The sequence below is a fragment of the Aurantivibrio infirmus genome (genome assembly GCF_054767315.1).
Genome location: NZ_BAAFSK010000001.1, coordinates 115,685 through 141,929, shown reverse-complemented (window position 1 = coordinate 141,929; position 26,245 = coordinate 115,685). Strand labels below are relative to the sequence as shown.

Annotated in this window: 27 protein-coding genes and 1 other RNA gene; 11 read left to right on the top strand and 17 right to left on the bottom strand. The window is 43.9% G+C overall.

The window, feature by feature from the left end; all coding sequences use genetic code 11:
- Positions 1-14 precede the first annotated feature (14 nt).
- A complete protein-coding gene (locus ACYUCY_RS00610) occupies positions 15-815 on the top strand; it encodes an SDR family oxidoreductase (RefSeq protein WP_460224495.1) in 801 nt (266 codons plus the stop codon).
- 82 nt (positions 816-897) lie between these two features.
- Here ACYUCY_RS00610 and ACYUCY_RS00605 read toward each other — a convergent pair whose 3' ends face one another.
- From ACYUCY_RS00605 to ACYUCY_RS00590, 4 genes are all read right to left on the bottom strand, one after another.
- A complete protein-coding gene (locus ACYUCY_RS00605; RefSeq protein WP_460224494.1) occupies positions 898-1,245 on the bottom strand; it encodes a rhodanese-like domain-containing protein in 348 nt (115 codons plus the stop codon).
- A gap of 126 nt (positions 1,246-1,371) precedes the next feature.
- Positions 1,372-1,767 carry a VanZ family protein gene (locus ACYUCY_RS00600; RefSeq protein ID WP_460224493.1) on the bottom strand — a complete coding sequence of 132 codons (396 nt, stop codon included), beginning with the start codon at positions 1,765-1,767 and terminating at the stop codon, positions 1,372-1,374.
- 3 nt (positions 1,768-1,770) lie between these two features.
- A complete protein-coding gene (gene secB / locus ACYUCY_RS00595; RefSeq protein WP_460224492.1) occupies positions 1,771-2,277 on the bottom strand; it encodes a protein-export chaperone SecB in 507 nt (168 codons plus the stop codon).
- 114 nt (positions 2,278-2,391) lie between these two features.
- Complete coding sequence (locus tag ACYUCY_RS00590) at positions 2,392-2,799, bottom strand: rhodanese-like domain-containing protein (protein ID WP_460224491.1); 408 nt, start codon at positions 2,797-2,799, stop codon at positions 2,392-2,394.
- A 348-nt stretch (positions 2,800-3,147) separates the two neighbouring features.
- On the opposite strand from ACYUCY_RS00590, the gene gpmI reads away from it, so the two are divergent.
- From gpmI to ACYUCY_RS00565, 5 genes are all read left to right on the top strand, one after another.
- A complete protein-coding gene (gene gpmI / locus ACYUCY_RS00585) occupies positions 3,148-4,695 on the top strand; it encodes a 2,3-bisphosphoglycerate-independent phosphoglycerate mutase (RefSeq protein ID WP_460224490.1) in 1,548 nt (515 codons plus the stop codon).
- Positions 4,696-4,804: 109 nt separating this feature from the next.
- Positions 4,805-5,956 carry a murein hydrolase activator EnvC family protein gene (locus ACYUCY_RS00580; protein ID WP_460224489.1) on the top strand — a complete coding sequence of 384 codons (1,152 nt, stop codon included), beginning with the start codon at positions 4,805-4,807 and terminating at the stop codon, positions 5,954-5,956.
- Positions 5,957-6,211: 255 nt separating this feature from the next.
- Positions 6,212-7,648, top strand: a complete 1,437-nt coding sequence (locus ACYUCY_RS00575) for a S41 family peptidase (RefSeq protein ID WP_460224488.1) — start codon at positions 6,212-6,214, stop codon at positions 7,646-7,648.
- A gap of 58 nt (positions 7,649-7,706) precedes the next feature.
- Positions 7,707-8,699, top strand: coding sequence for a divergent polysaccharide deacetylase family protein (locus tag ACYUCY_RS00570; protein WP_460224487.1), 993 nt, complete (start codon positions 7,707-7,709; stop codon positions 8,697-8,699).
- A 219-nt stretch (positions 8,700-8,918) separates the two neighbouring features.
- Positions 8,919-9,149 carry a DUF6316 family protein gene (locus ACYUCY_RS00565; protein WP_460224486.1) on the top strand — a complete coding sequence of 77 codons (231 nt, stop codon included), beginning with the start codon at positions 8,919-8,921 and terminating at the stop codon, positions 9,147-9,149.
- 207 nt (positions 9,150-9,356) lie between these two features.
- Here the strand turns inward: ACYUCY_RS00565 and hisF are convergent, their stop codons facing one another.
- The 8 genes from hisF to ACYUCY_RS00525 form a co-directional block, all read right to left on the bottom strand.
- On the bottom strand, positions 9,357-10,130 hold the full coding sequence (gene hisF / locus ACYUCY_RS00560) for an imidazole glycerol phosphate synthase subunit HisF (RefSeq protein ID WP_460224485.1): 774 nt from the start codon (positions 10,128-10,130) through the stop codon (positions 9,357-9,359).
- A 39-nt stretch (positions 10,131-10,169) separates the two neighbouring features.
- The gene (gene hisA, locus ACYUCY_RS00555) at positions 10,170-10,904 is read right to left on the bottom strand and encodes a 1-(5-phosphoribosyl)-5-[(5-phosphoribosylamino)methylideneamino]imidazole-4-carboxamide isomerase (protein WP_460224484.1); all 735 of its coding nucleotides are present in this window, start codon (positions 10,902-10,904) and stop codon (positions 10,170-10,172) included.
- Positions 10,905-10,970: 66 nt separating this feature from the next.
- Positions 10,971-11,624, bottom strand: coding sequence for an imidazole glycerol phosphate synthase subunit HisH (hisH, locus tag ACYUCY_RS00550; protein WP_460224483.1), 654 nt, complete (start codon positions 11,622-11,624; stop codon positions 10,971-10,973).
- A 161-nt stretch (positions 11,625-11,785) separates the two neighbouring features.
- Positions 11,786-12,379 (bottom strand): imidazoleglycerol-phosphate dehydratase HisB, encoded by a 594-nt coding sequence (hisB, locus tag ACYUCY_RS00545; protein ID WP_460224482.1) that lies wholly within the window; start codon positions 12,377-12,379, stop codon positions 11,786-11,788.
- 324 nt (positions 12,380-12,703) lie between these two features.
- The gene (locus ACYUCY_RS00540; protein WP_460224481.1) at positions 12,704-13,972 is read right to left on the bottom strand and encodes a UbiH/UbiF/VisC/COQ6 family ubiquinone biosynthesis hydroxylase; all 1,269 of its coding nucleotides are present in this window, start codon (positions 13,970-13,972) and stop codon (positions 12,704-12,706) included.
- A 71-nt stretch (positions 13,973-14,043) separates the two neighbouring features.
- Positions 14,044-15,300, bottom strand: coding sequence for a 2-octaprenyl-6-methoxyphenyl hydroxylase (gene ubiH, locus ACYUCY_RS00535; protein ID WP_460224480.1), 1,257 nt, complete (start codon positions 15,298-15,300; stop codon positions 14,044-14,046).
- Positions 15,301-15,330: 30 nt separating this feature from the next.
- Positions 15,331-16,644: a Xaa-Pro aminopeptidase gene (gene pepP / locus ACYUCY_RS00530; RefSeq protein ID WP_460224479.1), complete on the bottom strand. Its 1,314-nt coding sequence runs from the start codon at positions 16,642-16,644 to the stop codon at positions 15,331-15,333.
- A 70-nt stretch (positions 16,645-16,714) separates the two neighbouring features.
- A complete protein-coding gene (locus ACYUCY_RS00525; protein WP_460224478.1) occupies positions 16,715-17,296 on the bottom strand; it encodes a UPF0149 family protein in 582 nt (193 codons plus the stop codon).
- 319 nt (positions 17,297-17,615) lie between these two features.
- On the opposite strand from ACYUCY_RS00525, the gene ACYUCY_RS00520 reads away from it, so the two are divergent.
- From ACYUCY_RS00520 to ACYUCY_RS00505, 4 genes are all read left to right on the top strand, one after another.
- A complete protein-coding gene (locus ACYUCY_RS00520) occupies positions 17,616-17,825 on the top strand; it encodes a TIGR02449 family protein (RefSeq protein WP_460224477.1) in 210 nt (69 codons plus the stop codon).
- A gap of 76 nt (positions 17,826-17,901) precedes the next feature.
- Positions 17,902-18,201, top strand: coding sequence for a cell division protein ZapA (locus tag ACYUCY_RS00515; RefSeq protein WP_460224476.1), 300 nt, complete (start codon positions 17,902-17,904; stop codon positions 18,199-18,201).
- A gap of 139 nt (positions 18,202-18,340) precedes the next feature.
- Positions 18,341-18,517, top strand: a non-coding RNA gene (gene ssrS, locus ACYUCY_RS00510) — 6S RNA.
- A gap of 120 nt (positions 18,518-18,637) precedes the next feature.
- Entirely contained in the window at positions 18,638-19,306 is a 669-nt protein-coding gene (locus ACYUCY_RS00505) for a 5-formyltetrahydrofolate cyclo-ligase (RefSeq protein ID WP_460224475.1), read from the top strand.
- 128 nt (positions 19,307-19,434) lie between these two features.
- On the opposite strand, the gene ACYUCY_RS00500 is transcribed toward ACYUCY_RS00505, so the two are convergent.
- Both ACYUCY_RS00500 and ilvA read right to left on the bottom strand, forming a co-directional pair.
- Complete coding sequence (locus ACYUCY_RS00500) at positions 19,435-19,581, bottom strand: hypothetical protein (protein ID WP_460224474.1); 147 nt, start codon at positions 19,579-19,581, stop codon at positions 19,435-19,437.
- A 331-nt stretch (positions 19,582-19,912) separates the two neighbouring features.
- Positions 19,913-21,427: a threonine ammonia-lyase, biosynthetic gene (gene ilvA, locus ACYUCY_RS00495; RefSeq protein WP_460224473.1), complete on the bottom strand. Its 1,515-nt coding sequence runs from the start codon at positions 21,425-21,427 to the stop codon at positions 19,913-19,915.
- Positions 21,428-21,711: 284 nt separating this feature from the next.
- Between ilvA and rpiA the strand changes: the two genes are divergently transcribed.
- A complete protein-coding gene (gene rpiA / locus ACYUCY_RS00490; RefSeq protein WP_460224472.1) occupies positions 21,712-22,386 on the top strand; it encodes a ribose-5-phosphate isomerase RpiA in 675 nt (224 codons plus the stop codon).
- 25 nt (positions 22,387-22,411) lie between these two features.
- Here the strand turns inward: rpiA and ACYUCY_RS00485 are convergent, their stop codons facing one another.
- The 3 genes from ACYUCY_RS00485 to fba all read right to left on the bottom strand — a co-directional run bounded on the left by ACYUCY_RS00485 (position 22,412) and on the right by fba (position 26,165).
- Positions 22,412-23,371 (bottom strand): alpha/beta hydrolase, encoded by a 960-nt coding sequence (locus ACYUCY_RS00485; RefSeq protein ID WP_460224471.1) that lies wholly within the window; start codon positions 23,369-23,371, stop codon positions 22,412-22,414.
- Between the two features lie 161 nt (positions 23,372-23,532).
- On the bottom strand, positions 23,533-24,735 hold the full coding sequence (locus ACYUCY_RS00480) for a tetratricopeptide repeat protein (RefSeq protein ID WP_460224470.1): 1,203 nt from the start codon (positions 24,733-24,735) through the stop codon (positions 23,533-23,535).
- 365 nt (positions 24,736-25,100) lie between these two features.
- On the bottom strand, positions 25,101-26,165 hold the full coding sequence (gene fba / locus ACYUCY_RS00475; protein WP_460224469.1) for a class II fructose-bisphosphate aldolase: 1,065 nt from the start codon (positions 26,163-26,165) through the stop codon (positions 25,101-25,103).
- Positions 26,166-26,245: the final 80 nt, after the last annotated feature.

Sequence of the window (26,245 nt, the reverse complement as noted above, 5' to 3'; positions counted from 1 at the left end):
TTTAGGAAGAATAAATGTCGTTAAAAATTTCAGATTTATTTTCGGTACAAGGAAAAGTAGCCGTTGTTACCGGCGGATCGCGAGGGATTGGTAAAATGATTTCTCAAGGCTACGTCGAAAACGGCGCGAAAGTTTATATCAGCGCACGCAAAGCCACACAGTGCATTGAAACCGCCGAAGAATTAAGCAAGCTCGGTACCTGTATTGCGATCCCTGCAGATCTTTCCACTAAAGAAGGACGCGACTCTTTCGTTGGGGCAATTAAAGAGCGAGAAAATAAAATCGATATTCTTGTTAATAACGCAGGGGCCGCCTGGGGAGCGCCTTTCAATGAGTATCCCGATGAAGGTTATGACAAGGTGATGGAAATCAATGTCAAAGCGATTTTTACATTAACCCGAGACCTGCTGCCGCTGCTAACAAAAGATGCTTCACAATCCTCTCCCAGCAAAGTCATCAACATTGGCTCTATTGACGGTCTTAGGATTTCCTCTACCGATAATTATGCCTACGGAGCGAGTAAAGCCGCGGTACATCATCTGACAAAAAACCTTGCGGTTCGTTTAGCAGAACAGGGGATAACCGTGAACGCCATCGCGCCTGGACCCTTTGAAAGTAAAATGATGGCCGCGACACTAGATAAATATAAAAAATCAATTGAAGCGAGTAATCCCATGGGCCGAATCGGTGCGCCGGAAGATATGGCCAGTTTAGCGATTTATTTGGGCTCGAAAGCGAGCAATTATGTGACGGGACAAATAATTGCTCTAGATGGTGCCGCACATATGGCAATCGTAGGCCGAACAGAAGAGTAAAAAGATTTTACAAAATAGAAGTCATAAAAAAAACCCGGCAAAGTATGCCGGGTTTTCTTATTATGCAAACTCTACTAGAAAATTATTTGTCGGCTGATTTCGCCATCAATTTTTTAGCGTCATCCATACCGCCGACATTCACCACGTCCGTATAGCCCATCTTCTCTAAAGATTTTTGTGCAATTCCAGCACGACCACCACTACGGCAATGAAGCCTTATCGGTGTATTTTTCTCAAGGTTGAGTGAGGCGATTTTATCTGCGACTTCAGTATGAGGAATATGAACGACACCCTCTAAATGTTCTTTGTTATATTCTTCAATTGAGCGAACGTCTATCCACACCTCTTCTGCCGCACTAACAGATACGGCAAATAATATGGCACTGAGTACCAGCACTAAGCGAAAACAACTATTATTTAATACCTTCATAACTTACTCCCCCGTTTAGAATTAGACCTGAAACATCATACCAAGTCTTAGTTTCAATTAACTCGATCTAGTTCCCTCTTAATCTGATAAATCTAGCTAATAAATGTTATTTGGCTTAGGAGTTTCCTAATACTTGGTAAAAAACTTATTGCAAAACAAAACAACAAATCGCCAGAACAGAAAAATAATAAGGTAGCCAATCAATATACCAATAGCATTGGCTAGCAAATCCGAAAGCTGGAAATCCCTTCCTGTAAACCCTTGCAGTATTTCCATTAGGAACGAATAAGCAAGTAAGGCCAGTCCAGGTAAAAGTCCAAAACCGGCTTTGTGCCAGGCGAAGCGCAAGGAAATTAACAGCGTTCCCCAGCACAAGACATGTAAAAACTTATCCCAAACCGAAATAAAAATTTCGGCAGGCTCAGGACTCAATGTCAAGCAGGTGGCTGCTACAATTAAAACACCAAACTGCGCCCAGCCAACTATTGCGAACCACTTCGAATAAGCACCGGAAACTATCATTGCTTAGTTAATACTTTTGTTTTCTTCCGCTTTTTCTGCTTTTGCATTTGCTTGTGCGATCGCATTTGCAAACAAAGCATCGAAGTTTACTGGCGGTAACATCAAGGGAGGAAAACCACCTTTCACTACAGCATTATCGACACTCTCTCTCGCGTAAGGGAATAATATCTGCAAGCAAACTGTATTTAACACTTGAGTCAACTGATTAGCTTCCAGGCCTTCGACAAAAAATATACCGGCTTGTTGAATTTCAATTAAAAATACAACGTTATCGTCAATCTTAACGGTAATCGTCAAAGACAAAACTACTTCGTAAGTCGAGTCATTTAGTTTTTGATTTTTAGTGTTGATTTCTTGATTGACCTGCGGCTTCCAAGCTTGATTGAAAGCACTAACACCCATTGGCGCTTCGAAAGATAAATCTTTTATATACACTCGCTGAATCGCAAATTTTTGTTCATTACTTGCTGCTTCGTTTTGCTGTTCAGCCGAACCTGTTGTCTCTGCCATTACTCGGAATACTCCGTTTTGTTTGATATGAGTTAATGTTTTCTTGTCGACAATAAAAATGTATTACTTATCGATGATTATAAATTTGATTTGCTTAAAACCCTGAAACTGTTTTTACTTGACCAGCGGTAAGTTCTGATTTTCCCACTCCGCCAATCCGCCACTTAAGCGCGCCACATTAAATTCTTTAGTTCTAAGCGTATTGCCAACACTTCCAGCATGCTGCCCAATTTTATCGACTAAGATGATTGTTTTTTCTTTGCTGGGTGTTAACTCTTCCCAGCGATCATTAATTTTATTGAACGGAATGTTAATTGAATTAACGATGTGGCCTTTTTTAAAATCCGCAGGCTCTCGCAAATCCACCAACAAGGCTTCATCTTTATTCACCAGGCGTGTGACCTCATGAATCGAAAGTGTTTTCCCGCCACGACGTTTTTCATTCCAAATAAATGCGTATACGAAAACCAATAGAGCGGACACTAACAAGTACTGCTCACTTATAAATACAAAGAAATCCACGAGTAACTATCTCACCTCAGTTTTAGAATTATTCCCCTTCGCCCTCGAAGTTAGCCAGCTTTGCGGGCCTCCCAAATCGGGCCAGAAATTGGGGCTGGAGTATACACCATCAATTCAGCGATTTGTTGTTGCCTGAACGTGTCTGCCGATACAGAGATCGAGCAAAGCCGTGGTGATCAGCAAGTTCTGATTCCAGCGCAGACACACAACTCGAATCTGTCTTTAACCTTGATAAGCTGCGTATATTCAGTACTAGACCATAGAGTTACGGACTATAAGCCAGTAAAATAACTCACTTTATCTGCCCACCAAGTAAAAATTCACACCGATAGGAAAATAGTTAACTGCATGACCAGTCCCAAGAAATCCGTAGTACTCATCATCATCGACGGCTTCGGCTACTCTGAAAACGCCAAGTACAACGCTATTAGCGCCGCAAACGCACCGGTATGGGAAAAGCTCTGGAGTAGTAGGCCAAAGACATTGATTCACACCTCTGGACTGGCCGTGGGCCTACCCGAAGGACAAATGGGCAACTCTGAAGTTGGCCATATGACCCTGGGCGCTGGCCGGGTTGTCTACCAAAACTTCACCCGTATCAACAAAGCCATCGCCGATGGCGAGTTCGACACCAACCCTGTTTACACTCAAGCAATTGATAAGGCCATTAACGCCAATGCAGCGGTGCATATTCTTGGCTTACTTTCACCTGGCGGCGTTCACAGCCACGAAGATCATATCTTTGCGATGATGAGATTGGCCGCCAAACGAGGTGCCAAGAAAATTTACTTGCATGCTTTTTTGGACGGCCGCGATGTCGCACCACGAAGTGCAAAACCTTCACTAGAAAAAGCGGAAAAATTATTTACCGAACTTGGCGTTGGTAAAGTAGCCTCTATATGTGGAAGATTTTTTGCACTCGACCGCGACAACCGCTGGGATCGTGTCGAATCTGCCTACAATTTGCTTGCTTCGGGCAAAGCAGACTACCAATATACGAACGTATCTGAGGCCATAGAAGCCGCTTATCAACGCGAAGAAAACGATGAGTTCGTTAAAGCGACAAGAATTGGTGAAGAAAATTCTGCGCCCGTCGCTATCGAAAACAATGACAGTGTTATTTTCATGAATTTTCGCCCAGATCGTGCGCGCGAAATTACACACGCGTTTGTCGATGAACAATTTGATCACTTTCCTCGCAAACATATTCAGCTCTCAGACTTTGTTCAAACCACTGAATATTCGGCAGACATTAAAACACCCTGCGCTTACCCCCCCGAAGATTTAAAAAATTCAATGGGCGAATATCTCGCCAACCAAGGTAAAACACAATTACGTATTGCAGAAACTGAAAAGTACGCTCACGTGACGTTTTTCTTTAGCGGCGGTCAAGAATCTCTGTATAAAGGTGAAGATCGAATTCTAATTCCCTCGCCCGATGTCGCCACCTATGATTTAAAACCTGAGATGAGCGCCTACGAATTGACTGACAAGTTGGTCGAGGCCATTGCATCTCAACGATTTGATTCTATTATTTGTAATTATGCCAATTGCGATCAGGTCGGCCATTCCGGTATTTTTGATGCCGCTGTGAAAGCAGTTGAAGTAGTCGACGAATGTTTAGAAAAAGTGTTGGCCGCTTGTGAAAAGGTGGGTGCGGAATTGTTGATTACCGCAGACCACGGCAACGTCGAGGAAATGTTTGACGAGAAAAGTGGCCAAGCCATGACTCAACACACAACGCTTCCGGTTCCTCTTGTCTATGTAGGCAATCGCAAACTGTCCCTAGCTGAGGGAGGGAGCTTAGCTGATATTGCCCCCACACTCTTGGCACTAATGAATATTGAACAACCAAAAGAAATGACCGGGAAGAATTTAGCTTTATTTGAGGACTAAAAATTTAAACCAAAGAAATAGATAAATGACATATTTTATGCAAATAAGATGCACAACTTTACCAAATAAACCCTAACCATACTTTAATCTAAAAAGAGGAATGCACGTGATGAAAATATTTTTTCGCCTCCTGTTACTCGCCAGCGTAATGTTAATTACGCTACCGAGTATTGCTCAGGATTCACAAGCCAGTGAAGGAGAACAGAAAGCAAAGCTCGAAGAATTAAAACAAACAATTGAGGATCTCAAGCAAGAGCTAGAATCAATTAAAAATGATCGCGATGGCTTATCAAGAGATCTAGAAAACAACGAAACCGACATCAGTGATTTATTGGAGAAAATCGAAAAAATCAAAGCTGAGTTAGGCGAGCAAGAACAAGCTTTGCAACAACTCAACTCAGATAGAAAACTATTAGCACAGGAGCAGAACTCTCAAAAAAAGCACATAGCCCAGCAGGTTAGAGCGGCATACCAGCTGGGCGGTCAAAGCAATATTAAATTATTATTAAATCAAGATAGTCCCGAAGCAGTCACCCGAATGCTGAGGTATCACGATTACTTTCTTTCAGCACGCACGGAAAAACTCGCGGACTATCTTCTAAATATTACCAAGTTAGACAAAATTGAACCAAAAATAATTGAAACTAAAAACTCACTAGAAAAAAATCAACAAACGTTAAAATCACGCTATAGCGATCTCTCGAAAGCCCAAGAAGCTCGTAAGAAAAACTTGGCGCGCTTAGAAAAAACTATCGTCAATAAAGATTCTCAACTACAAAAATTGGCGCAAGATAGACAGCGAGTAGAAAAAGTTCTCAACACAATTCGCGAAGCCTCCGGATCTCGGCCTTTTTATTCCAGCTCCACTTCATTCTCTTCTCTGCGGGGGAAATTACCTTGGCCAACGAAAGGAAAGATTGCCCATCGCTATGGCAGCGACCGTGTCGCTGGTCGACTCAAGTGGGACGGTGTATTAATCCAAGCCGAAGAAGGCTCGCCAGTACAAGTCATTCACAACGGCATGGTGATTTTTGCTGATTACATGCAGGGTTATGGTCTGTTGATTATCGTCGATCATGGCGACGGCTATTGGAGCTTGTATGCGCATAACCAAATGCTCACTAAAAACGTCGGTACGCTCGTCAGCGCCGGAGAAACAATTGCTCAAGTTGGCAACAGTGGCGGTCAAAACCAGGCTGGATTATATTTCCAAATTCGTAAAAATGGCGAAACTACTAACCCTGGTCAATGGTGCGGTTAAATATGAGCAACAGATTCTCTAAATAAGGTCATTTGTCCGTTCACGGCGAGTAAACCCTATCCTGTCCAACTCTTAGTTACTTCCTTTTGCTAATTTCGTAAATTCTGTACGAATACTAAGTTCGAATGTGTAAAAAATCATAAATTAGCGACAATATCGAATTTTAAGCACACTTGCGGGTCTACAATTAATCATATTGAAATTTCGACGTACCACGGCGTATACCAGTCAACTATTCGGCACAGGAGTGTCTTAATGAAATCTTCGCGTTTGTCTCGCTCAATTGCCGCAATTACCTGCGCCTCTGCTCTAGCTCTTCCTTTAGCGCTTTTCGCAGACGAATCTGAGCTTATTGACGCCGACACACCGGCCCTAGAATCTGAAAATACCGCCAGTACAATTAAGAGCGCAGGCAGCAACCAGAGTTTATTACCCCTAGAGGAGCTACGAACCTTCACTAAGGTCTATCAACATATTCGCCAAGACTATGTCGAGGATGTTACCGATGCGCAGTTACTAGAGTACGCAATTAAAGGCATGCTCGCTGAGCTTGACCCTCATTCCTCTTATCTTGATCAATCCTCGTTTGAAGACTTACAAGAAAACACCACTGGTGAGTTCGGCGGTCTCGGTGTACAAATTCAAATGGGTGAAGATGGCTTAATTAAAGTGATCGCACCAATTGATGACACACCGGCCAAACGCGCCGGTGTAGAGGCGGGCGACCTCATCGTTAAGCTTGCTGACAAACCGGTTAAAGGCATGACCCAGGATGAGGCCATCGGCATGATGAAGGGCGTACCGGGTACCGCGATAAAAATTACTATATTGCGTGAAGGCGCCAATCAGCCAATCGAATTCGATATTGTGCGTGATGTCATTAAGGTCGCCAGTGTCCGCTCCCGGCTTTTGGAATCCCAATATGGCTATCTCCGTATCGCTCAATTTCAAGTCAACACTGGCGAAGATCTCAAGAAAGAAATCAACAAATTAAGCGAAGAAGCCGAAGCACTTAAAGGTCTAATACTCGACCTCCGCAATAACCCTGGCGGTGTTCTTGGAGCCTCAGCTGAAGTCGTTGACGTGTTTCTAGATCAAGGACTGATTGTTTACACAGAAGGGCGAATTCAAGGTGGCGATTTACGCTTTGAAGCAAACATTGGCGATATTACCAATGGCCTGCCAGTCGTAGTGCTCATCAACGGCGGCTCTGCATCAGCATCAGAAATTGTTGCGGGAGCACTTCAGGATCATCGACGAGCCATCATCCTCGGCACTGATAGCTTTGGTAAAGGATCGGTACAAACCGTCATTCCAATCAGCGAAGATCGTGCAATCAAGCTCACCACCGCTCTCTATTTCACACCCTCAGGGCGCTCCATTCAGGCACAGGGAATCAAGCCAGATATTTTTGTTGAGCTTGCTAGATACACAGCGATAAAACCTCAATTGCGCACCACAGAAGCCGATTTAGGAAATCATCTTAGCAACGGGAATGGTGGCGAAGAAAACGGGTCTTCAAAACGTGACTCCTCTGAAAATTCAGCGACTGAAATTTTAGAGCGTGACAATCAGTTGTTTGAAGCGCTGAACCTCTTGAAAGGGATCAACGTCTTTACCCAAGGCAGCCAAGTTAAACCAACCATTGCAAGATCCGAAAGTGAAACCGAGCCTGCTAGCAGTGCGCATTAAGCACAGCTAAGATACACTCCAAGCCTTAAACACCTTAACGACTTGCAGAGCGAGCTCGATGTTTTCAGTCTTTCAAAGGATTATGATTCGACTCACGCTACTAATAAGCTGTCTATCTTGCGCAGTTTTTTTTACCCTCCCCCTACAAGCCGAAACCTCTAGCACTCATCACAGCGCTGGAGGTTTTAGCACGGGCAGTTTAAACACTGATAGTTTGAACACGAGTAGCTTTCACGCCGACAATTACAGCTCGGACAATATTGCCCAACGATTACCAACGTCAAACACGGCTCGCATCGCTATCATCATCGATGACATTGGCTATAGCTGGCAAAAAGGCGAGCAAATCGCACAACTCCCCGGGCCCGTAACCGTATCCATCTTGCCGCACAGTCCCTTTGGTGCTCGCCTCGCTAGCCTTTTTCACGAAGCCGGCAAAGAGATTATGCTTCATGCCCCGATGAGCAATATCTTGAACAAGCCGCTTGATGAGGGCGCCTTAACTACGGAAATGAGTAAACAAGTATTTTTACATACATTGAGGGATAGCCTAGATTCCCTGCCTCATGTGGTGGGGGTGAACAATCATATGGGCAGCTTGCTAACTCAGCATGAACAACCCATGAGATGGCTGATGGCAGAGCTTAAGCACCAACAACTGTATTTTATTGACAGCCGCACCAGTCCAAACAGTCAGGCTTGGGAAGTAGCACAAAAGTACTTGTTACCGAGCTCAAAAAGAGATTTTTTTCTTGATCACGAGCGCGGCGAAGCAGCAGTCAAGAAACAATTCGATCGTTTTATAAACTCCGCAAAACTTCACGGTCAAGGGATAGCGATCGCTCATCCTTACCCTGAAACACTCTTATTATTAGAACGACAAATCCCCCAACTAAGCCTGCAAGGTATTGAATTAACTAGTGTCTCCGAATTATTAGCAGTAGAACTCGAAGACTTTCAAGACACTCCAATTAACACTATGAACAGCGCCGTAGATAGACAAACTGACTATATAGACAGAATACGAACAACAATTTCGCATAAAAAATAAATATCAGTATGATAAATCAATATATGGCATTGATGATTATTCAGGCTATCATTGCGGGATAGCATTTGATGTTAGCGCTACAGCAGCAGAACTGCTCTGTAATATTAAGATGTATTCACTTAGAAATTTAATGCACTGCAAATATTAAGTGAGCCTTACTTTAATTTAAAAAGGCACATGATGAGAAACGTGTTTGCAAAGAGAATAGGAACCTCAGCTATGAAATTAAATCGTACTGGCGAACAGGGAAAATTACCGGAAAGAAACGACCGCTACTACATGAAAGAGGAATACTGGTACTACACTACTCGCGAAGGTGTAGATATTGGCCCTTTCGATTCTCTTGATGACGCTACTAATGGTGCAAGTGAATTTATTGATTTCATCAGCGCGGTTGAGCCTGGTTTTGTTCGAACGCTTGAGCAATACGGTAACCAAGCAGTCGCCTAAAAATTCCGTTTGAAATTTCTAAAACCCAGCATGGCAACATGCTGGGTTTTTTTCGTTTACATATTTCGTTTGCGGCGTTATTGGAATCGAACTTTTTTTAAGATCAATCCACTTATGAGAGAATGTTCAGGGCATCTGTTTAATTTAGAGTTTTTTTGAGAGAACAGAATTTATGTTGCAATCGCAAAAGACTTTACATTCCTCGACTTAAAGTCGCACTTCAATTCCTTGCTCTTGCATGAATTGTTTTGCTTCGCCAACGCTGGACTCTTGGAAATGAAAAATACTTGCGGCCAATACCGCACTTGCTTTTCCTTGTTTTATACCATCGACAAGGTGTTGCAAATTGCCAACCCCGCCGGATGCAATAACGGGAATATCAACCGCTTCACTAATTGCTCGCGTAAGCTTTAAATCAAAACCGTCTTTGGTGCCGTCTTTATCCATACTCGTCAATAAGAGTTCGCCCGCACCGTACGCTGCCATTTTTTTCGCCCACTCAATCGCGTCAATCCCTGTAGATTTTCTTCCACCGTGAGTAAAAATTTCCCAAAGTGGTGCTTCATCGCTTTCACTCACTTGCTTTGCATCAATGGCAACAACAATACATTGCGCGCCGAAACGTTCGGACGCTTGTTTAACGAATTCTGGATTACTAACCGCGGCAGAATTAATTCCGACCTTATCGGCGCCTGCATTTAACATGCGACGAATATCTTCGATCGTTCTAATACCACCACCAACGGTGAGTGGGATAAATACTTGTTCAGCCATACGCTCGACTGTTTGCACCATCGTCTCGCGACCTTCATGTGTGGCGGTAATATCAAGAAATACCACCTCATCGGCACCCTCTTCATCGTAGCGCTTGGCTACTTCGACGGGATCACCTGCGTCACGAATATCCAAAAACTTTACGCCCTTAACGACACGACCACAGTCAACATCAAGACAAGGTATTACCCGTTTTGCCAAACTCACTGCAAACCCTCTATAGATATTTTAAAAATATTTCACAAATTATTTTTGTTCGTCACACCACTTTTGCGCGACGGCAAGATCTAGAGTTCCTTCATAGATCGCTCTGCCAGTGATCGCGCCCATAATTCCATCTTTAGCGAAAGGCTGCAGCGCTTGAATATCGGAAAGTTTTGAAACACCCCCGGAGGCAATCACAGGAATTTTTGAAGCACGGGCCAACTCGACAGTGGAATCAACATTCACACCCTGCATCATTCCATCTTTGGCAATGTCCGTATAAATAATTGCACTCACCCCGGCGCCAGCGAATTCATTAACCAAATCTGTCGCACGCACAGTTGATACTTCAGCCCAACCTTCCGTAGCAACAAAACCAGCCTTCGCATCGAGGCCGACAATAATCTTGCCAGGAAATTCTTTACACATGTCTCGCACAAAATCCGGATCAGTCAATGCTTTCGTACCAATGATTACGTAATCTACTCCCGCCGATAAATAAAACTCGACGGTGTCTTCACTGCGGATACCACCACCAATTTGAATCGGTAAATTCTGGAATTTTTTTGCAATTGCCGTAACGACATCGCCATTTACCGGCGCACCTACAAAGGCACCATTTAAATCAACCAAATGCAATCGGCGTGCGCCTTGATCGACCCATTGTTGTGCCATTGCTACGGGGTCATTAGAAAACACTGTAGAGTCTTCCATTAAACCTTGTCGAAGTCTTACGCATTGGCCGTCTTTTAAATCAATCGCGGGTATTACAAGCATTTCTAAAATCCAAAAAAATAATAAATTTAAATAAAAAATGGTTTTTTTAACTACACTAAAAGCCTGCTAAATTTTTCCATCCCAAGAAACAAAATTTTTTAACAATTGCAAACCATCGGTATGGCTTTTTTCTGGGTGAAATTGTGCTGCGAACAAATTGTCGCGAAATAAAACCGAAGTAAAATCCAAACCGTAATGAGTCTTACCAGCCAATTGGCTCTCGTCGCTCGCCTCAACATAATAACTGTGCACAAAATAAAAACGGCTGTTATTGGCGATGTTTTTCCACAAGGGGTGATCGACAGTTTGCTCAACTCGATTCCAACCCATGTGAGGGATTTTTAATTCGTCTCCCGCTTCATCTTTCATATGACTGGGGAAACGACGAACTTGTCCCGGCAAAATTCGCAAACATTCTATTCCATTGTTTTCATCGCTACGCTCCATCAAGGCCTGTAGGCCTACACAAACCGCTAATACAGGCTTACCATCAGCAAGCGCTTGTTTAACAATGGCGTCAACATTGAGTCGCAAAATTTCACTCATGCAATCGCGAATCGCGCCAACGCCTGGAAAAATAATATGATCGGCTTGCGCAATCGCATTAGGTTCCGCAGTGATATCTACGGCAACATCCGGTGCAACATTTTTAATGGCACTAGCAACGGAATGCAGGTTACCCATTCCATAATCAATTATGGCCAGGCGTTTCTGTGTCATGGCTAATCTCTGGATAATTGTTCTGAGTAGTTGTTCTAGATAATGGTTTTTTCTTTACTGATCGCTGGCTCTAGGTTTTTATTCAGCAAGAACCAAAAAACTAACTAAGATCCTGGACGCGTGTTAGGGAACCTTTGGATAAGCAGGAGATTCTTGGTTGCTTACAGCGAGCCTTTGGTTGAAGGCATCACACCACTCATACGTGGATCCATCGCTACCGCCATACGCAAGGCTCGACCAAAGGCTTTAAATACGGTTTCAATTTGATGATGGGCATTTCCGCCTTTCAAACAGTCAATATGTATCGTCACTTGTGCGTGATTGACGAAACCCTGGAAAAACTCTCGAAACAGCTCAGTATCAAATTGGCCAATGCGCTTCTGAGTGAAATCTAGGTTCATAAATAGGCCGGGGCGGCCAGAAAAGTCGATTACCACTCGAGATAACGCTTCATCTAAAGGCACATAAGCATGGCCATAGCGAACAATGCCTTTTTTATCGCCAATTGCTTTAGCCAAAGCCTGGCCAAGAGTAATTCCGATATCTTCCACCGTGTGATGATCATCAATATGCGTATCGCCCTTGCAAGAAACGTCTAAATCGATAACGCCATGGCGAGCAATTTGGTCAATCATGTGCTCTAGAAACGGCACACCCGTCGCCATCTTGGCTTTACCGCTGCCATCTAAATTAATAGTGACGGCAATTTCGGTCTCAAGCGTGTCACGTTTTACTGTGGCCGATCTATCGGTCATCGATCTTTCCTCGAATTGTGGCGGGAGCAAACAAGGCGCGAATTATACTGGTATCCCGCTTCTAACGGCTAGCACATTGCTAAATTCAGGAAAACCTGAAGTAACTACCAAAAAATTCCTATGTTTGGTTGAAAACCACCGCTTTCCTTCAACTCAAAACACGAAGCGCCCATCTTCAGAGCTTTAACGAAAATATATGTGCTTAGTCAACTATCGTGATCAAAATTATATTGAATGTAACTGATGGTTTTTAAAGCAGGTTTAGTCATAAAGACGGTTATTTTTCTCCATCCTCAGTAAATTTCGATCCTTATAAGCTGAGTACTACAAGCCCAGAGCGTGTTTAACAATGGCATTTTTCAGGAGTGGAATTCGGTTGATTGAAGTCATTCCAATATTGCGGCTAGTACTGACAACTGGGTTCACACTCTCGAATAAACGTTTAAAGCCCTCCATCACCGCCATCATTTTTAGGTTCTCATCTTTTCGCTCTCGCTGATAACGCTTAAGGATTGAAAAGTCGCTTAGTGGCAGCTGCCTACTGATGGCTCGATCAATCTCTGCCACTAAGACAGCAACGTCTTCAAGACCAAGATTCACTCCTTGCCCAGCCAAAGGATGAATCGTATGGGCCGCGTCACCAACTAAAGCAATACCAGGCTTAACATAATCTATGGCATGGCGCTGGATGAGCGGAAAAGCGTACCGTTTAGCCACCGACTCGACCCGCCCCAAGCGAAACTCGAACTCTGCACCGAGTTTTTCCGCAAATTCATCGTCTTTCATCGCCATAACTGCCGGCAACTGTGCATCCGTCAATGACCAAACGATAGAGCTGTGATGGTCATCCCCGCTCTCAGTCAACAAGGGTAAAAAAGCAAGGGGCCCGGTTGTCATAAAACGCTGCCAAGCGGTAAATGCGTGGGAGTGTTCGGTTCTCACCGTCGTCACTATTGCTTGTTGGCCGTAAGACCACTCGCGAGTGGGCATTGCCAGCATTTTTCGAATCGCAGAGTTACCGCCGTCAGCGGCCAGCACCAAATTACTACTCAAAACGCGATTACCAGTAAGCTGTAAACTTGTTTGCTTTAATGCATTGTTTTTGTTTGTGGCGCTTTGATTGTTATCGGTGCGTGATGCAGATTCGAACTCGCTTTTTTGAATTGACTCAACTTTTTCGCCGCGAATTAGCTCAACATTTTTGAAGGAGCTGAGTTTTTCTAACAAGGAATTCAACACCAAAGAGTTTTCAACAATATGACCAAGGTTGTCTTGTTTTACGGCGACATCTGAAAAATCAATTGCCGCTGTACCTTCTCCATCCCACACGTGCATCTTATGATAAGCGCAAGGTCGACCCGCTTCGATAGCAGACCATACGCCGAGATCGTTAAACAATAGCTGTGATTTACGAGTTAAGGCGACAACCCGAGGATCAAAACTAATATCAGAATAATGTTCTGGCGGCTTACCCGGCTCAACAATCGCAATGGATAATGCCTTGCCGTTCTGCAACGATGCGAGAGCACAGGCAAGCGTTGCACCAACAATTCCGGCGCCGACAATCACAATGTCGAATTTATCTTTATCCATTTATTAATTTTAGCTCGGCGAACCAAAGATGATTACTGATTTTTGTATCAAAAAAAACCAAAGAATTTAAACTAAGCTAAACCCATGGTTTGTTGTGAGAATTGCTTTTTAATCGGCGGAATGGCTTCCATCGAAAGCAAACCTAAATTCCGCAATATTGATTTACTCAAATTATCATTAGAAAACCAACGAACAAAATTATCACTTAGCTGAATCGTTTTCCATTGATCTCCCTCTTGAGTAGCAAGGTAGTTTTGCAAACGTTCTAAGTCACCTAAAGATTCTTTCTTCGAATCCACCATCGACAAAGTATTCGCTAGTGACTCACAATCTCTTAGCGCTAAATTAAAACCTTGCCCCGCAACCGGATGTAAAAAGTGTGCGGCATTTCCCATTAACACCAGGGAGCGACGCACTTGCTCCTTCGCAACGACTAAATGTAAGGGGTAACTTTTTGGAGGACTTATTCGCACAAAATGGCCCTGACGAAACCCAAATCTTAATTGCAACTCTGCAATTAACTCTTCTTCGGATTTTTCCATCACTTGCTCAATAGCATTTGAGGGTTGCGTCCAAACCAATGCCATTTGACAGCTACTCGGGCTTTCGCCGAGAGGCAATAACGCAATTGGACCTTGATCGGTAAAACGTTCGTAAGCAATGCCTTGATGCGCAGCTTCACATTCTACGTTAGCGACAAGCGCACTTTGTCGATAGTCTTTTTTATTGACCCCGATACCTAAGGATTTTCGTAATGGCGAATCAACGCCGTCGGCCAAAATTAATAGCTGGCAGTCCAGATCTTGCACCCCCCTTTCCGATTCTGATCGACTTTCTATTGTTAAGCGGTATCCATCACGAATAGGTTTCGCGTGTTTCACATTTGCGGGGGCAATAGATTTAATTTTTTCATTTTTCTGCAAATGACTTAGAAGAACTTGCCCCAACCAATTATTTTCTACGACATAACCGAGGGCATCCAAATTAAAATCTTTCGCCGACAATTCTACGCCACCGAAATGTCCTTTATCAGAAACATGTACTCGAGCAATTTCCGTTGTATGTTCTTGCATTAAATCCCATAGACCGCAAGCGCTTAGTATATTTCTTGAACCAGCAGACAATGCAGTTGAACGGGAGTCGAAACTCGATTGAAAGACAAGATTTTGTTGCGTATCTAAAGGGAAAGATTCGGCGATGACAATCGACCACTGAGGATTTTTACGCTGTAATATCAGCGCCAAACTAATCCCCACCATGCCACCACCAACAATCGCGATATCAAAAGTTTGGCAACTATTGTTTTTTGTAGTGAGCTGATTCGACAAATTAGCTATCCAAAATATTTTTTCGATTAATTAAGAAGCCATTAACGCTTCAATATCTGCAGTGGTTTTCGGCACTCCCACGCTCAGCTCTTCGCATCCTTCTTTAGTGATTACCACATCATCTTCAATACGAATACCGATGCCCCGCCATTTTTTATCAACGCTTTCATCATCGGGCGCAACGTAAATGCCAGGCTCAACTGTCATAACCATTCCTGGCTCCAACACTCGCCATTCACCACCAACTTTATAATCGCCAACATCGTGAACATCCATACCTAACCAATGACCAATACGATGCATGTAAAACTGTTTGTAAGATTCTGATTCGATACAATCTTCAAGCGAGCCTCTTAACAAGCCCAACTCAAGTAAACCCTCGGTAATAACTTTCACCGAAACTTCGTGAGGATCATTCCAATGATTCCCCGGTTTAATCGCCTTCATTGCTTCGAGTTGCGCTTTCAACACAAGATCATAAATTGCTTTTTGTTCTGGAGAAAATTTCCCGCTAACAGGGAAAGTGCGGGTGATGTCCGCCGCATAAAAATCTAATTCGCAGCCCGCATCAATTAAAAGCAAATCGCCATCTTTTAATTTTTGATTGTTTTCAATGTAATGCAAAATACAAGCGTTATCACCTCCACCGACGATGGGATTGTAAGCGACTTCTCGAGCGCCACTATAGCCAAACTCATGACGTAACTCTGCTTCAATTTGATATTCAAATAATCCGGGTTTGGTCACTTGCATTGCTCGCGCATGGGCTCGCGCAGAAATCTCGCCAGCTTTTTTCATGATTCGAAGCTCGGCGGTACTTTTAAATAAACGCATATCATGCAAGTAATGATCAAGGTCTAAAAACTCACCAGGAGGTGTCGCACCGGCTCTTACTTTCGCTCGAATCGTATTGACCCAATCCATTACCTGACGATCAAAATCAGAATTTTTTCCCATCGCGTAATAAACACGTTCAGTGCCTTCGATAAGGCCTGGTAAAATATCGTCGATATCATCAATTGGAAAAGCATCGTCTGCGCCGTGATCAACACAAGCGCCATCCGGACCGGCAATATAGCCGTCCCAAATTTCTTTTTCTTTATCGCGTTCGCGACAAAACATGATGGTTTCGCCGTGTTCGCGACCGGGGATTAGCACTAGAACCGCAAGCGGCTCATTAAAACCACTAAGATAATAAAAATCGCTGTCTTGTCGGAATGAATAATCCGCATCGCGATTTCGAATATGAGTTGCCGCCGACGGAACAATAGCGATGCTGTTCGGCTCCATATGCTCCATCAATGTTTTACGACGACGTGCGAATTCTTGTTTGCTAATACCCATTGCAATATTCCCAAAAAATAAACGCGTTAAATTTACTTCGCTTGATCAAAAGAATTGTGTGATTTCGCTGTTAATGTAGTTGCTGTGAACTGACTTGCTCAGAAGCCCCTTCGGTCCCCGCGCCGATTTCGGCAAAAATGGTTAAAGCAGCGACACGGATATATTCGACGAGTTCCATAAGGTCGGATTCACTATCGGCTTGTTCTGGATCAATTTGCACGAATTCGGCGAAATCGCGCAGCGCTTCTGAAGTTTCTGCCGATAAACGGGTATCGCCAGTTACGCCTGAAGTTCCAAACCCCATAAGGAAACCTTCACACCAGCGACTCATTGCAACGACCCGCTGCTCGATGTCGACATCATCTTCTGGCAATAGAATTGTTAGTTCGAATAAATTGCTTTCGAGCTGTTGTAAGCTCACTGCATATAAAGAAACGAGGACCGGATTAGCCGTTTCACTAGTATTTCCCAGGGCAAGCGGTAACTCTAAAAATTTAAATGCGCTTTGCACCCAAGCTGAAGTCGAATAGCGCATACCCCCGCAAATTCGCCCGACAATAACACCGTGTAATTCGGCTGGGCTAACATCGCTACCCAGGACTACGAGCTCGTCGGCAAGATCATCGAAGCTCGGATTTGATAACTCAGACATAAGACCAAACCGGATTTACTAAAGAATAAAAACCGCGATCCTAACATGAATGAATCGCCGACTACATTGGCTCTAAATGCTCACCGCAGATTTCTCAGGCGGGCCATTTGGAGCATAAGATAGGGTGTTTTCAGCGGAAGGGTATAGTGTGTCACACAACAACAATTGACCACCACCAGTCGGGACCATATAGTACCGGCGAGATATTAGGGTAAATTTGACCTAGACTTTGAAGATGGGCTAATTCAGGGCCGTCTATATTTTAAAAAGATGCTCTGAAAATACCGCTTTTCCAATCACAACGACAGAATTTAAAGCTATGACTCAAGCGAATCTTGCCACTTTAGAAGCGAAACTAAATGAACTGATTCACCTTTGCGAAGAGCTACACCACGAAAACGAAGTCTTACGTGGCAAAGAAGCGGGTTGGGACTCTGAGCGAACGCGTTTAACAGAGAAAAATGAGCTCGCCAGAACCCGTGTTGAAGCGATGATTAAACGCCTTAAGAGCCTAGCAACAGAGGCGTAAGCCAGCCTAGCTCACTTTCTTTTCTCGCCATCCTTTTTTACACTGTTCGCTCACAACCCATGGACAACAATAAATCATGAGTGATAAAAATTTTATTTCCGTTAGCCTGCTGGATAAAGATTATCAATTAGCCTGCCCACCGGAAGAACAAGAGGCGTTGTATCGTGCAGCAAGGGGTTTGGATTCGCGCTTAAGAGCGATTAGAACCGGCGGGAATATTGTAGGGCTTGAACGCATACTGATAATGGCGGCATTAAATCTCAGCTATGAGCTGCATCTTTCTAAAGAAAATTCTTCATCTGGCACACTGGATGAGTCCGCATTACTTAGCCTCACGGATAAGATCGATTCCGCTCTCAACAAACTCAACGCCTAGGGAATAATGACTAAGCGGATCGCTTAACAAAGAGACAGAACGCATTCATCGTAACCATTCAGAATAGAAAACACTTTCTTCCTAACAAGAAAATCTCAACAATTCTGTCGCCATCTGACTTAAGCCGTTATACTTCTTTTTACCCCTGAGGTGTTGGCCAGTCGAAAAGTTCTTGAGCCGATAATACCTACCCGGGGATCCCGTGCAAATACGGTGTGCATGTCCGCTTGACGGAAAGCCTAATGTATTTCAGGGGTCACCACCTTGAATCTTTACGGTTCAAGGCCACCTCGACAGCGGCACTCTTGGGGCTCATTCAAATCACCTTATTTGGCTGGCGTTCTCGATAGTTAGATAAATAAATGTGTAACGATCATCGATATTCTCGCTCAGTAAACTCCTCCATCGAAAAGTCCCGATTTAGAATGTTATCTATATGACGGCAAGCCCTTCAGCTGAAAAACAAAAAACCAGAAAACAAATGCGAGAGCGGCGCAAAGCGCTTAGCCGCCATGAACAGCACGTCGCCGCCACCCAATTAGTCAAAATTGTCGAACGCCAGATGCTGTTTCAGCGTTGTCAGCACATTAGCTTTTATCTTGCCAACGACGGTGAAATTGACCCTTTTCACTTGATGATTGCCGCTCACACAATGAACAAGAATTGTTATTTACCTGTCGTTAAAAGCGATTCCAGCGGCACCTTGGATTTTGTTCGCTACTTGCCAGACTCTAAGCTCGTCGCTAATCAATACGGTATTCCTGAGCCTGTGACCACAGGCAACGAGATAATTTCACCGCAAAATTTAGATCTCGTATTCTTACCTCTGGTGGCTTTTGATCCCGCTGGGGGGCGCCTTGGAATGGGGGCTGGATACTATGATCGCACTTTCGCTGTTAAATCTGGCGAACGTAAATCACGGACCAAGCTGATCGGTTTAGCTCATGATTTCCAGCGCCTAGAACAGCTACCTACAGAGGAGTGGGACATTCCGATGCATGCCGTAATCACTGAATCACACGTATATACAACCGGCCTTGAAACGGCTGACGGACCCTATAAAGATGATTTTCTACCTCAAGATTGTCATACAACCCGCGGCTAAATACGCACTTTGCTCCCTAACACTTAAAGAACAGGCAAAAAAAAGCACCCTGTAGGGTGCTTTTTCGTAATCCTTATCGCTGACATCCACTGCTTGTTGGGACGAAAGCTAAAACCTATCCTTCATCATCATCGCTCGCTGACGATAACTCCTCGATGAAGAGCTGTTGGTACGGCTTGTTCTTCTTGATCAAAAACATTACTGAAGCTAACGGTACTAACGACTACGCCAACGACGAAGACAATCACTGCGATTGTGAGAACGTCGTTTTTCATAGAACTTACCTTTCTTGTTATGACTGTTTTTTGGCAAGGGCCGAATTTTATACACTACTTCGCGCCAAATGCCAAACTTTATCATGAGTTAAAAATCATAGTTTCAAGTATAGCTATAAGAACATCGTCTAAGGATTGGCAAGACTGGATTTGTGCCGCAGATCACATGAATCGCGCCAGCCCTCAGACCAAGTGTTCTTATCCAAGAATAATCGGTCGAAGGATTGCGCCGGTGCAAAGCAATTAGTGCTTTTTTATCGGGTTTTTTACTCAAAAATCAATCGGCAGAATTATCCACAACACCGCCGCGACTCTTGTGCTGGATGTCTGATTAACTAAGAAATAGCTTATAGGCGGGATTCTCTGACTCATCCCAATAGCTGTAATTGAGCTCATCTAGAAAAGATTCGACTTTATGCCTATCTTGCTTGGGAACTTGCAAGCCCACTAACACGCGCCCATACGCTGAACCATGATTCCGATAGTGAAACATCGAAATGTTCCAGCCGGTGGCCAAATGACTGAGAAATTTGAACAAAGCACCGGGCCGCTCAGGGAACTGAAAGCGATAAATAAGTTCTTCACCAACCTGGGGCGCATGCCCCCCCACCATATGGCGTATATGAAGCTTTGCCACTTCATTGTCCGTCAGGTCTTCCACCGCATAGCCTTTGCCCTGAAGCATCTCCACAAGCCGCTGACGGTCATCATCGTGAGGAGAAACCTGTAATCCAACAAAGACCTGCGCCGCGCTATCGTCAGCATAGCGATAATTGAATTCGGTAATGTTGCGCTTCCCAAGATCCTTACAAAATTTCTTATAAGCACCGGCTTTTTCTGGCAGGGTGACTGCAAATATTGCCTCCCGCTTCTCACCGATTTCGGTGCGTTCAGAAATATATCGAAGCCGATCAAAATTGGTATTCGCACCACTATCTACTGCAATCAGGGTTTGGTTCTCACAACCATTCGCCTCGACATATTTTTTTAAACCAGCCAAAGCAAGGGCGCCAGCAGGCTCAGCGATAGACCGCGTATCATCGAAAATATCTTTAATCGCCGCACACATTTCGTCGGTATTGGCGGTAATGACCTCATCGACAGTCTTTTTCAGAACACGATAGGTTTCCTTACCGATTTGTGCGACTGCAACACCTTCAGCAAAAATGCCGACTTCTTTCAAAATCGCGCGACGTTTTTTCTCAAAGGCTAACTGTAAACAGGCAGAATCTTCCGCTTCAACGGCGATGATTTTAATTTCTGGTCGGACATGCTTTATGTATGCAGCCATGCCAGCACATAGCCCTCCACCACCGACAGGAATAAAGATCGCGTCAATCTCACCCGAATACTGTCGCAATATTTCCATCGCTACAGTACCCTGCCCCGCGATCACGTCGGGGTCATCATAGGGCGGGATGTACACATAAGCTTTTTCAGCAACCAGTTTTTGCGAATGCGCAAAAGCCTCTTCAAATGTGTCACCCATCAAAACCGCTTTTGCGCCATTGCCACGAACTCCATCAACTTTAATTTGCGGGGTTGTTCGCGGCATAACGATGATCGCTGTAATACCTAGATGTTTCGCCGCTAATGCCAGCCCTTGGGCGTGGTTTCCTGCCGAAGCCGCTATCACACCACGAGCGCGTTGCTCTGGAGATAGCTGTAACAACTTGTTGTAGGCGCCGCGGATTTTAAAACTAAACACGGGCTGAAGATCTTCGCGTTTTAGCAATACATTATTGTTTAGGCGTTGCGACATAAGACGCGCTCGATCTAAAGGCGTTTCTATCGCTAGATCATATATGCGAGCATCGAGAATTCGCTTGATGTAAGTCTGGGGCATGGGTGTGTCATTAGTTGGTTTTTAAAGGCCAAACATAGTAATTCAAGCACAGCGGGAAGTCATGGTATTCATCGTCTTAGTTTTTGAAATTCCGAATAAATAGGGCTGTGATAATTTTCGAAATCAGTATAATTCGACAAACACAAATTGAATCAAGCGTATTAAAAATAAAAACTAACGCCTACTCAGATCCTGTTACCAAAACCCAGGCTGCCGAATTATAAGGGCAAGCAAATTATAGAAACCCGTACTCGCCGACTCACTAAAATTCAGAAACCAACCCTATGACTCAAGATCAATTAAAACAAGCTGTGGCCAAGGCCGCTATCGATTACATTCGGCCCAAACTTGAGACCAAAACCATCGTTGGGATTGGCACTGGGTCTACAGCCAATCACTTCATTGATCAACTCGGTGAGCTAAAACATCTTTTTGACGGTACCGTCGCCAGCTCCAATGAGAGTGCTGAACGTCTCCAGTCGTTAGGGATTCCGGTCTACGATTTAAATGCCGTTGATGGCATTCAATTTTATATAGATGGTGCCGACGAAAGTAATCATCAACTCGAATTGATAAAGGGCGGCGGCGCCGCATTAACCCGAGAAAAGATTGTTGCCGCAGTAGCGGAAGAGTTTATTTGTATTGCGGATCAAAGCAAATGGGTCGATTGTCTTGGCCAATTTCCACTGCCTGTTGAAGTCATTCCCATGGCTAGATCACACGCGGGTAGAGAGCTCGTAAAACTCGGACTAGATCCGGTTTATCGAGAAGGAGTCATTACTGATAACGGAAATTGTATTCTCGATTGTCACAACATGAAAATTAACGAACCTAAGCAGCTAGAAACCGCAATCAATCAGATTGTCGGTGTCGTTACCAATGGTTTATTCGCACATCGCCCCGCCGATATTCTTTTGCTTGGCAAGGATTCCGGGGTGGAATTAATTCGTCGTGACTAACTAAAAAGCCCAATCACCTGCAAAGCTATTTCTCATCCAAAAATGCTTTTATCGCTGCAAAAACTTGAGCGCGATACGGAGCACTCTCAGACACAAGATGATGTCGACCTTGCGGAACCATTTTCACTGTAGCGTTTGGAAATTTTTGTTTTAACTCTTGCAAGTTGTATTGCCAATCTACTGTTGTATCGTGGTCACCTTGAATGATAAGCACGGGCACTTCACTGGCTTTAAATGTTGGGAATTTAGCAATCCATTCCTTCATTGCGCCAACCCACTTAATCGGTAAGCGTCTCGGTTGTAATGGGTCAGATTTTTTTATGAAGGCTAAAAAATCTTGGTCGTGACTATTTTCCATGAATACTCGCGGCAGGCTACGAATAAAAAATCGGCTAATGGAATAAAGCCACTTATCTCTTTTCCATCCACAAGAACGAACTAATGGCCCAAGCAGTGCGACGCGTTTAAATGGCTCAAGCCCATCTGTTAACACATGCTGCATCAGAGCAATACACCCCGCACTTTGACCAACGCCGAACCAAGGTTTCGGCATAATATTTTTAAACGATACAATACAACTTTCTAAGGTCTCATAATACTCATCGAAGCTATCTATTGAAGCTCGCTCACCGCTACTTAAACCCATCCCTGGCAAATCGTAAGCGACGACGGCAAATTCATTTTGTAGAGAAAATCGTATCAAGTGATTAAACAAACCGACATGATCGAAATAACCGTGCAGGATAAAAATGGTACCGCGAGGAATTTCCGGTAACCAATAGTGTGCAAACACCGTATGACCAGAAGAGTTAAAGGTCCCTAAACCATGACGAACTCCTGGAATCGATTGTGAAAAATTAATTTTATAAAAATTAAGGTAGTTTTGAATATCGGGATTCTTAGTTAACTTTTCATCTTCATCAATCGAAAAAACTAAGGGAGAAAAAGCACTCGTTAATTGTTTAATATCTGGTGGCTTCAACATAAGTTAACAACGAACCTACTAGCAAAGACCTTCTCACGACTAAAGATACTTTATCGAGAAAGGTAATAAATGTATGGAGATGTGGAGTTTACACGGAGTGAATGAGTATCGAAAATAATATCAATATCAATTGAGAAAAAATATCTGCTGGTTCAAAGATTTCAACTATTGCTACCTTGCCACTCCGCTATCAAGTCTTGGTACTGAGAAATTAATTCTTCATCACTGGTCACACGCATTGCTCGCCTCATATTGATCACTGCTTTTTTAGTATTGCCAAGGCGCCACAATGATAACCCGCGTAAATAATAAAAACGATGCTCTTCACGGTAAACTCGGACGGCCCGATCCATTAATGCGAGAGCATCATCATACTCTCCGTTTTGATAAGCATTTTGTGCGAGCGCATAGCGATAATATGGATTGCGGAGCTTAACCTGATCACCATATTCACGTAACCGCCGAGCCAACTCAAAATCCTCTCGCTGTTCGTAAATAATCGATAAATTCGTTACCGCTGATACTTGCTGAGGGTCTAAGGCGATTGCCTGGCGGTAACTGGCCTCGGCCAAATCCAAATTACCCAGCCGCCGTTGGATGATCCCCATATTATTCCAGACGAAGGATTTTTTAGGTGCCACTTTCAAAGCTTGCAACATATAGGCTTTCGCTTTTTCCAGTTCACCGGCAACTAATGCTTCCATCCCAAAATTACTCAAGAAATGCCCCAGCGCTTCTGTATCTGAAATTCTCCGTCGAGGGTAAGTATCACTAAACCGGTCATAGCGAAAATCGACCACAGCATCTTGTTTGCCCCTCATCGGAACCAGAACATTCACATGTCTGTACTGCACCAAGGTATCTGTATCAATTGAAGCCCATTCCGGTGGCAATTCTACTTCCTGGAAATAAACATCAATTCCTAACTCCCTTGCCATAGCGATAAATAAAGAAGAGAAACCTACACAATTAGCCCGTCGCTCAGCAAAGACTTGCTCCGCAGTTAAAGTCGCGGTGTTTTCATACTGAATGTTTAGGCCAGGGTTATCAGTGATGGCAAAAAATAGATTCTCTACTTTGTCCCTTTTCGAACCCAAATCATTAACACCGTTTTTCAAAAACGAACGCATTTCATCGTTTACGGCTAACATCTCTGAGGTGCGTTTCGGATAGATTTCTGAGGTATAGGATGATGTTTGAGACAGTAATATTTTCACCAACTTGCTATCAGCTGGATCAATGGGTGGCTTGGTTGTCGCACAAGCAGACAGCAAAATTATCACTACAACCAATGCAGCACTGAACAGCCGCTTAAGCAAAGCGAGACTTAAAGACAATGGATATTCACTATGACGTCGTAACATGCTTACCTCTATTTGGCGTGGCAAAACCGTACAACAAAGTTTATTTAAAGAATACTTATTTCAAGAACGTACATTTAAAGAATGTTTGCTACAAGAATCGATATTTCACCATCAATATCACTAATCTTATTTTTTTATTTAAAGATGTAATGCCGTCATCACAAATCAAAACGCAATATATGGAGTATAGCGCCTGATTTACAAGTAACTATGACAGTTCGTCGAAAACTGGGTTTAAAACAGAAGAGATGTAAGCAGATGACACTCAAGGAACACGATTTGTGTCGAAATGTAACAAGACGTGTTTTTTGAAGAAATAGCACCACCCTACGTTGGTGTAGCGGTGGTGCTCTTATTCGATAACTTTAGTTAACCTGAGGTTTTAGCTCCCCTGATTCATATCGAACAAACATTTTTTCTAAACTCAAGGGCTTGATTTTTTCAGCATTGCCTGCAGTTCCAAAGGCTTCATAACGGAGGACACAAATCGCCTTCATTGCTTTCACCGTTTCAGCTAAATACTTTCGAGGATCGAATTCTGAAGGATGCTCGGCTAAAAACTTTCGTATTGCACCGGTTGATGACAAGCGTAAATCGGTATCAATATTTACTTTTCTAACGCCGTGCTTGATACCTTCGCAAATTTGCTCAATAGGAACGCCATAAGTTTCAGGGATTTCACCACCAAATTGATTGATCACCGCCAACCATTCTTGCGGCACGCTGGAACTTCCATGCATGACCAAATGCGTTCCTGGAATACGCTTGTTAATTTCTTTAATACGGTCAATGGCCAGAATGTCACCCGTAGGAGGCCGAGTAAATTTGTAGGCACCGTGGGAAGTTCCACAAGCGATGGCCAAGGCGTCAACCTCGGTGGCTTTGACGAACTGCGCCGCCTCTTCGGGGTCGGTAAGCATTTGATCGTGGGTCAAGCAGCCCTCTGCCCCCACACCATCCTCTTCACCGGCCTGGCCAGTTTCCAAAGAACCTAAACAACCCAGTTCGCCCTCAACAGCGACACCACATGCGTGGGCCATGGCGACGGCCTGCTGGGTGACCGCAACGTTGTAATCATAATCGGCTGGGGTCTTTCCATCTTCTCGCAAAGAGCCGTCCATCATGACTGAGCTAAACCCTAACTGGATGGATCGCTGGCAAATTGCCGGTGAAGTTCCGTGATCCTGGTGCATACACACTGGGATATGAGGGAATTCATCAATTGCCGCCAATATCAAGTGACGCAAGAATGGTGCACCCGCGTATTTTCTCGCGCCTGCGGAGGCCTGTACTATGACGGGGCTGCCAGTTTCGTCAGCAGCTTCCATAATGGCTCGCATTTGCTCGAGATTATTAACGTTAAATGCGGGGACACCGTAATCATGCTCGGCGGCATGGTCGAGCAATTGGCGAAGACTAATCAGAGCCATGAATCGTTCCTTTGTGGGATTTTGTGTTATTGAGAATGGTTAATCGAATATTTTCAGAATCTTAAGGTGCCGACACAGAC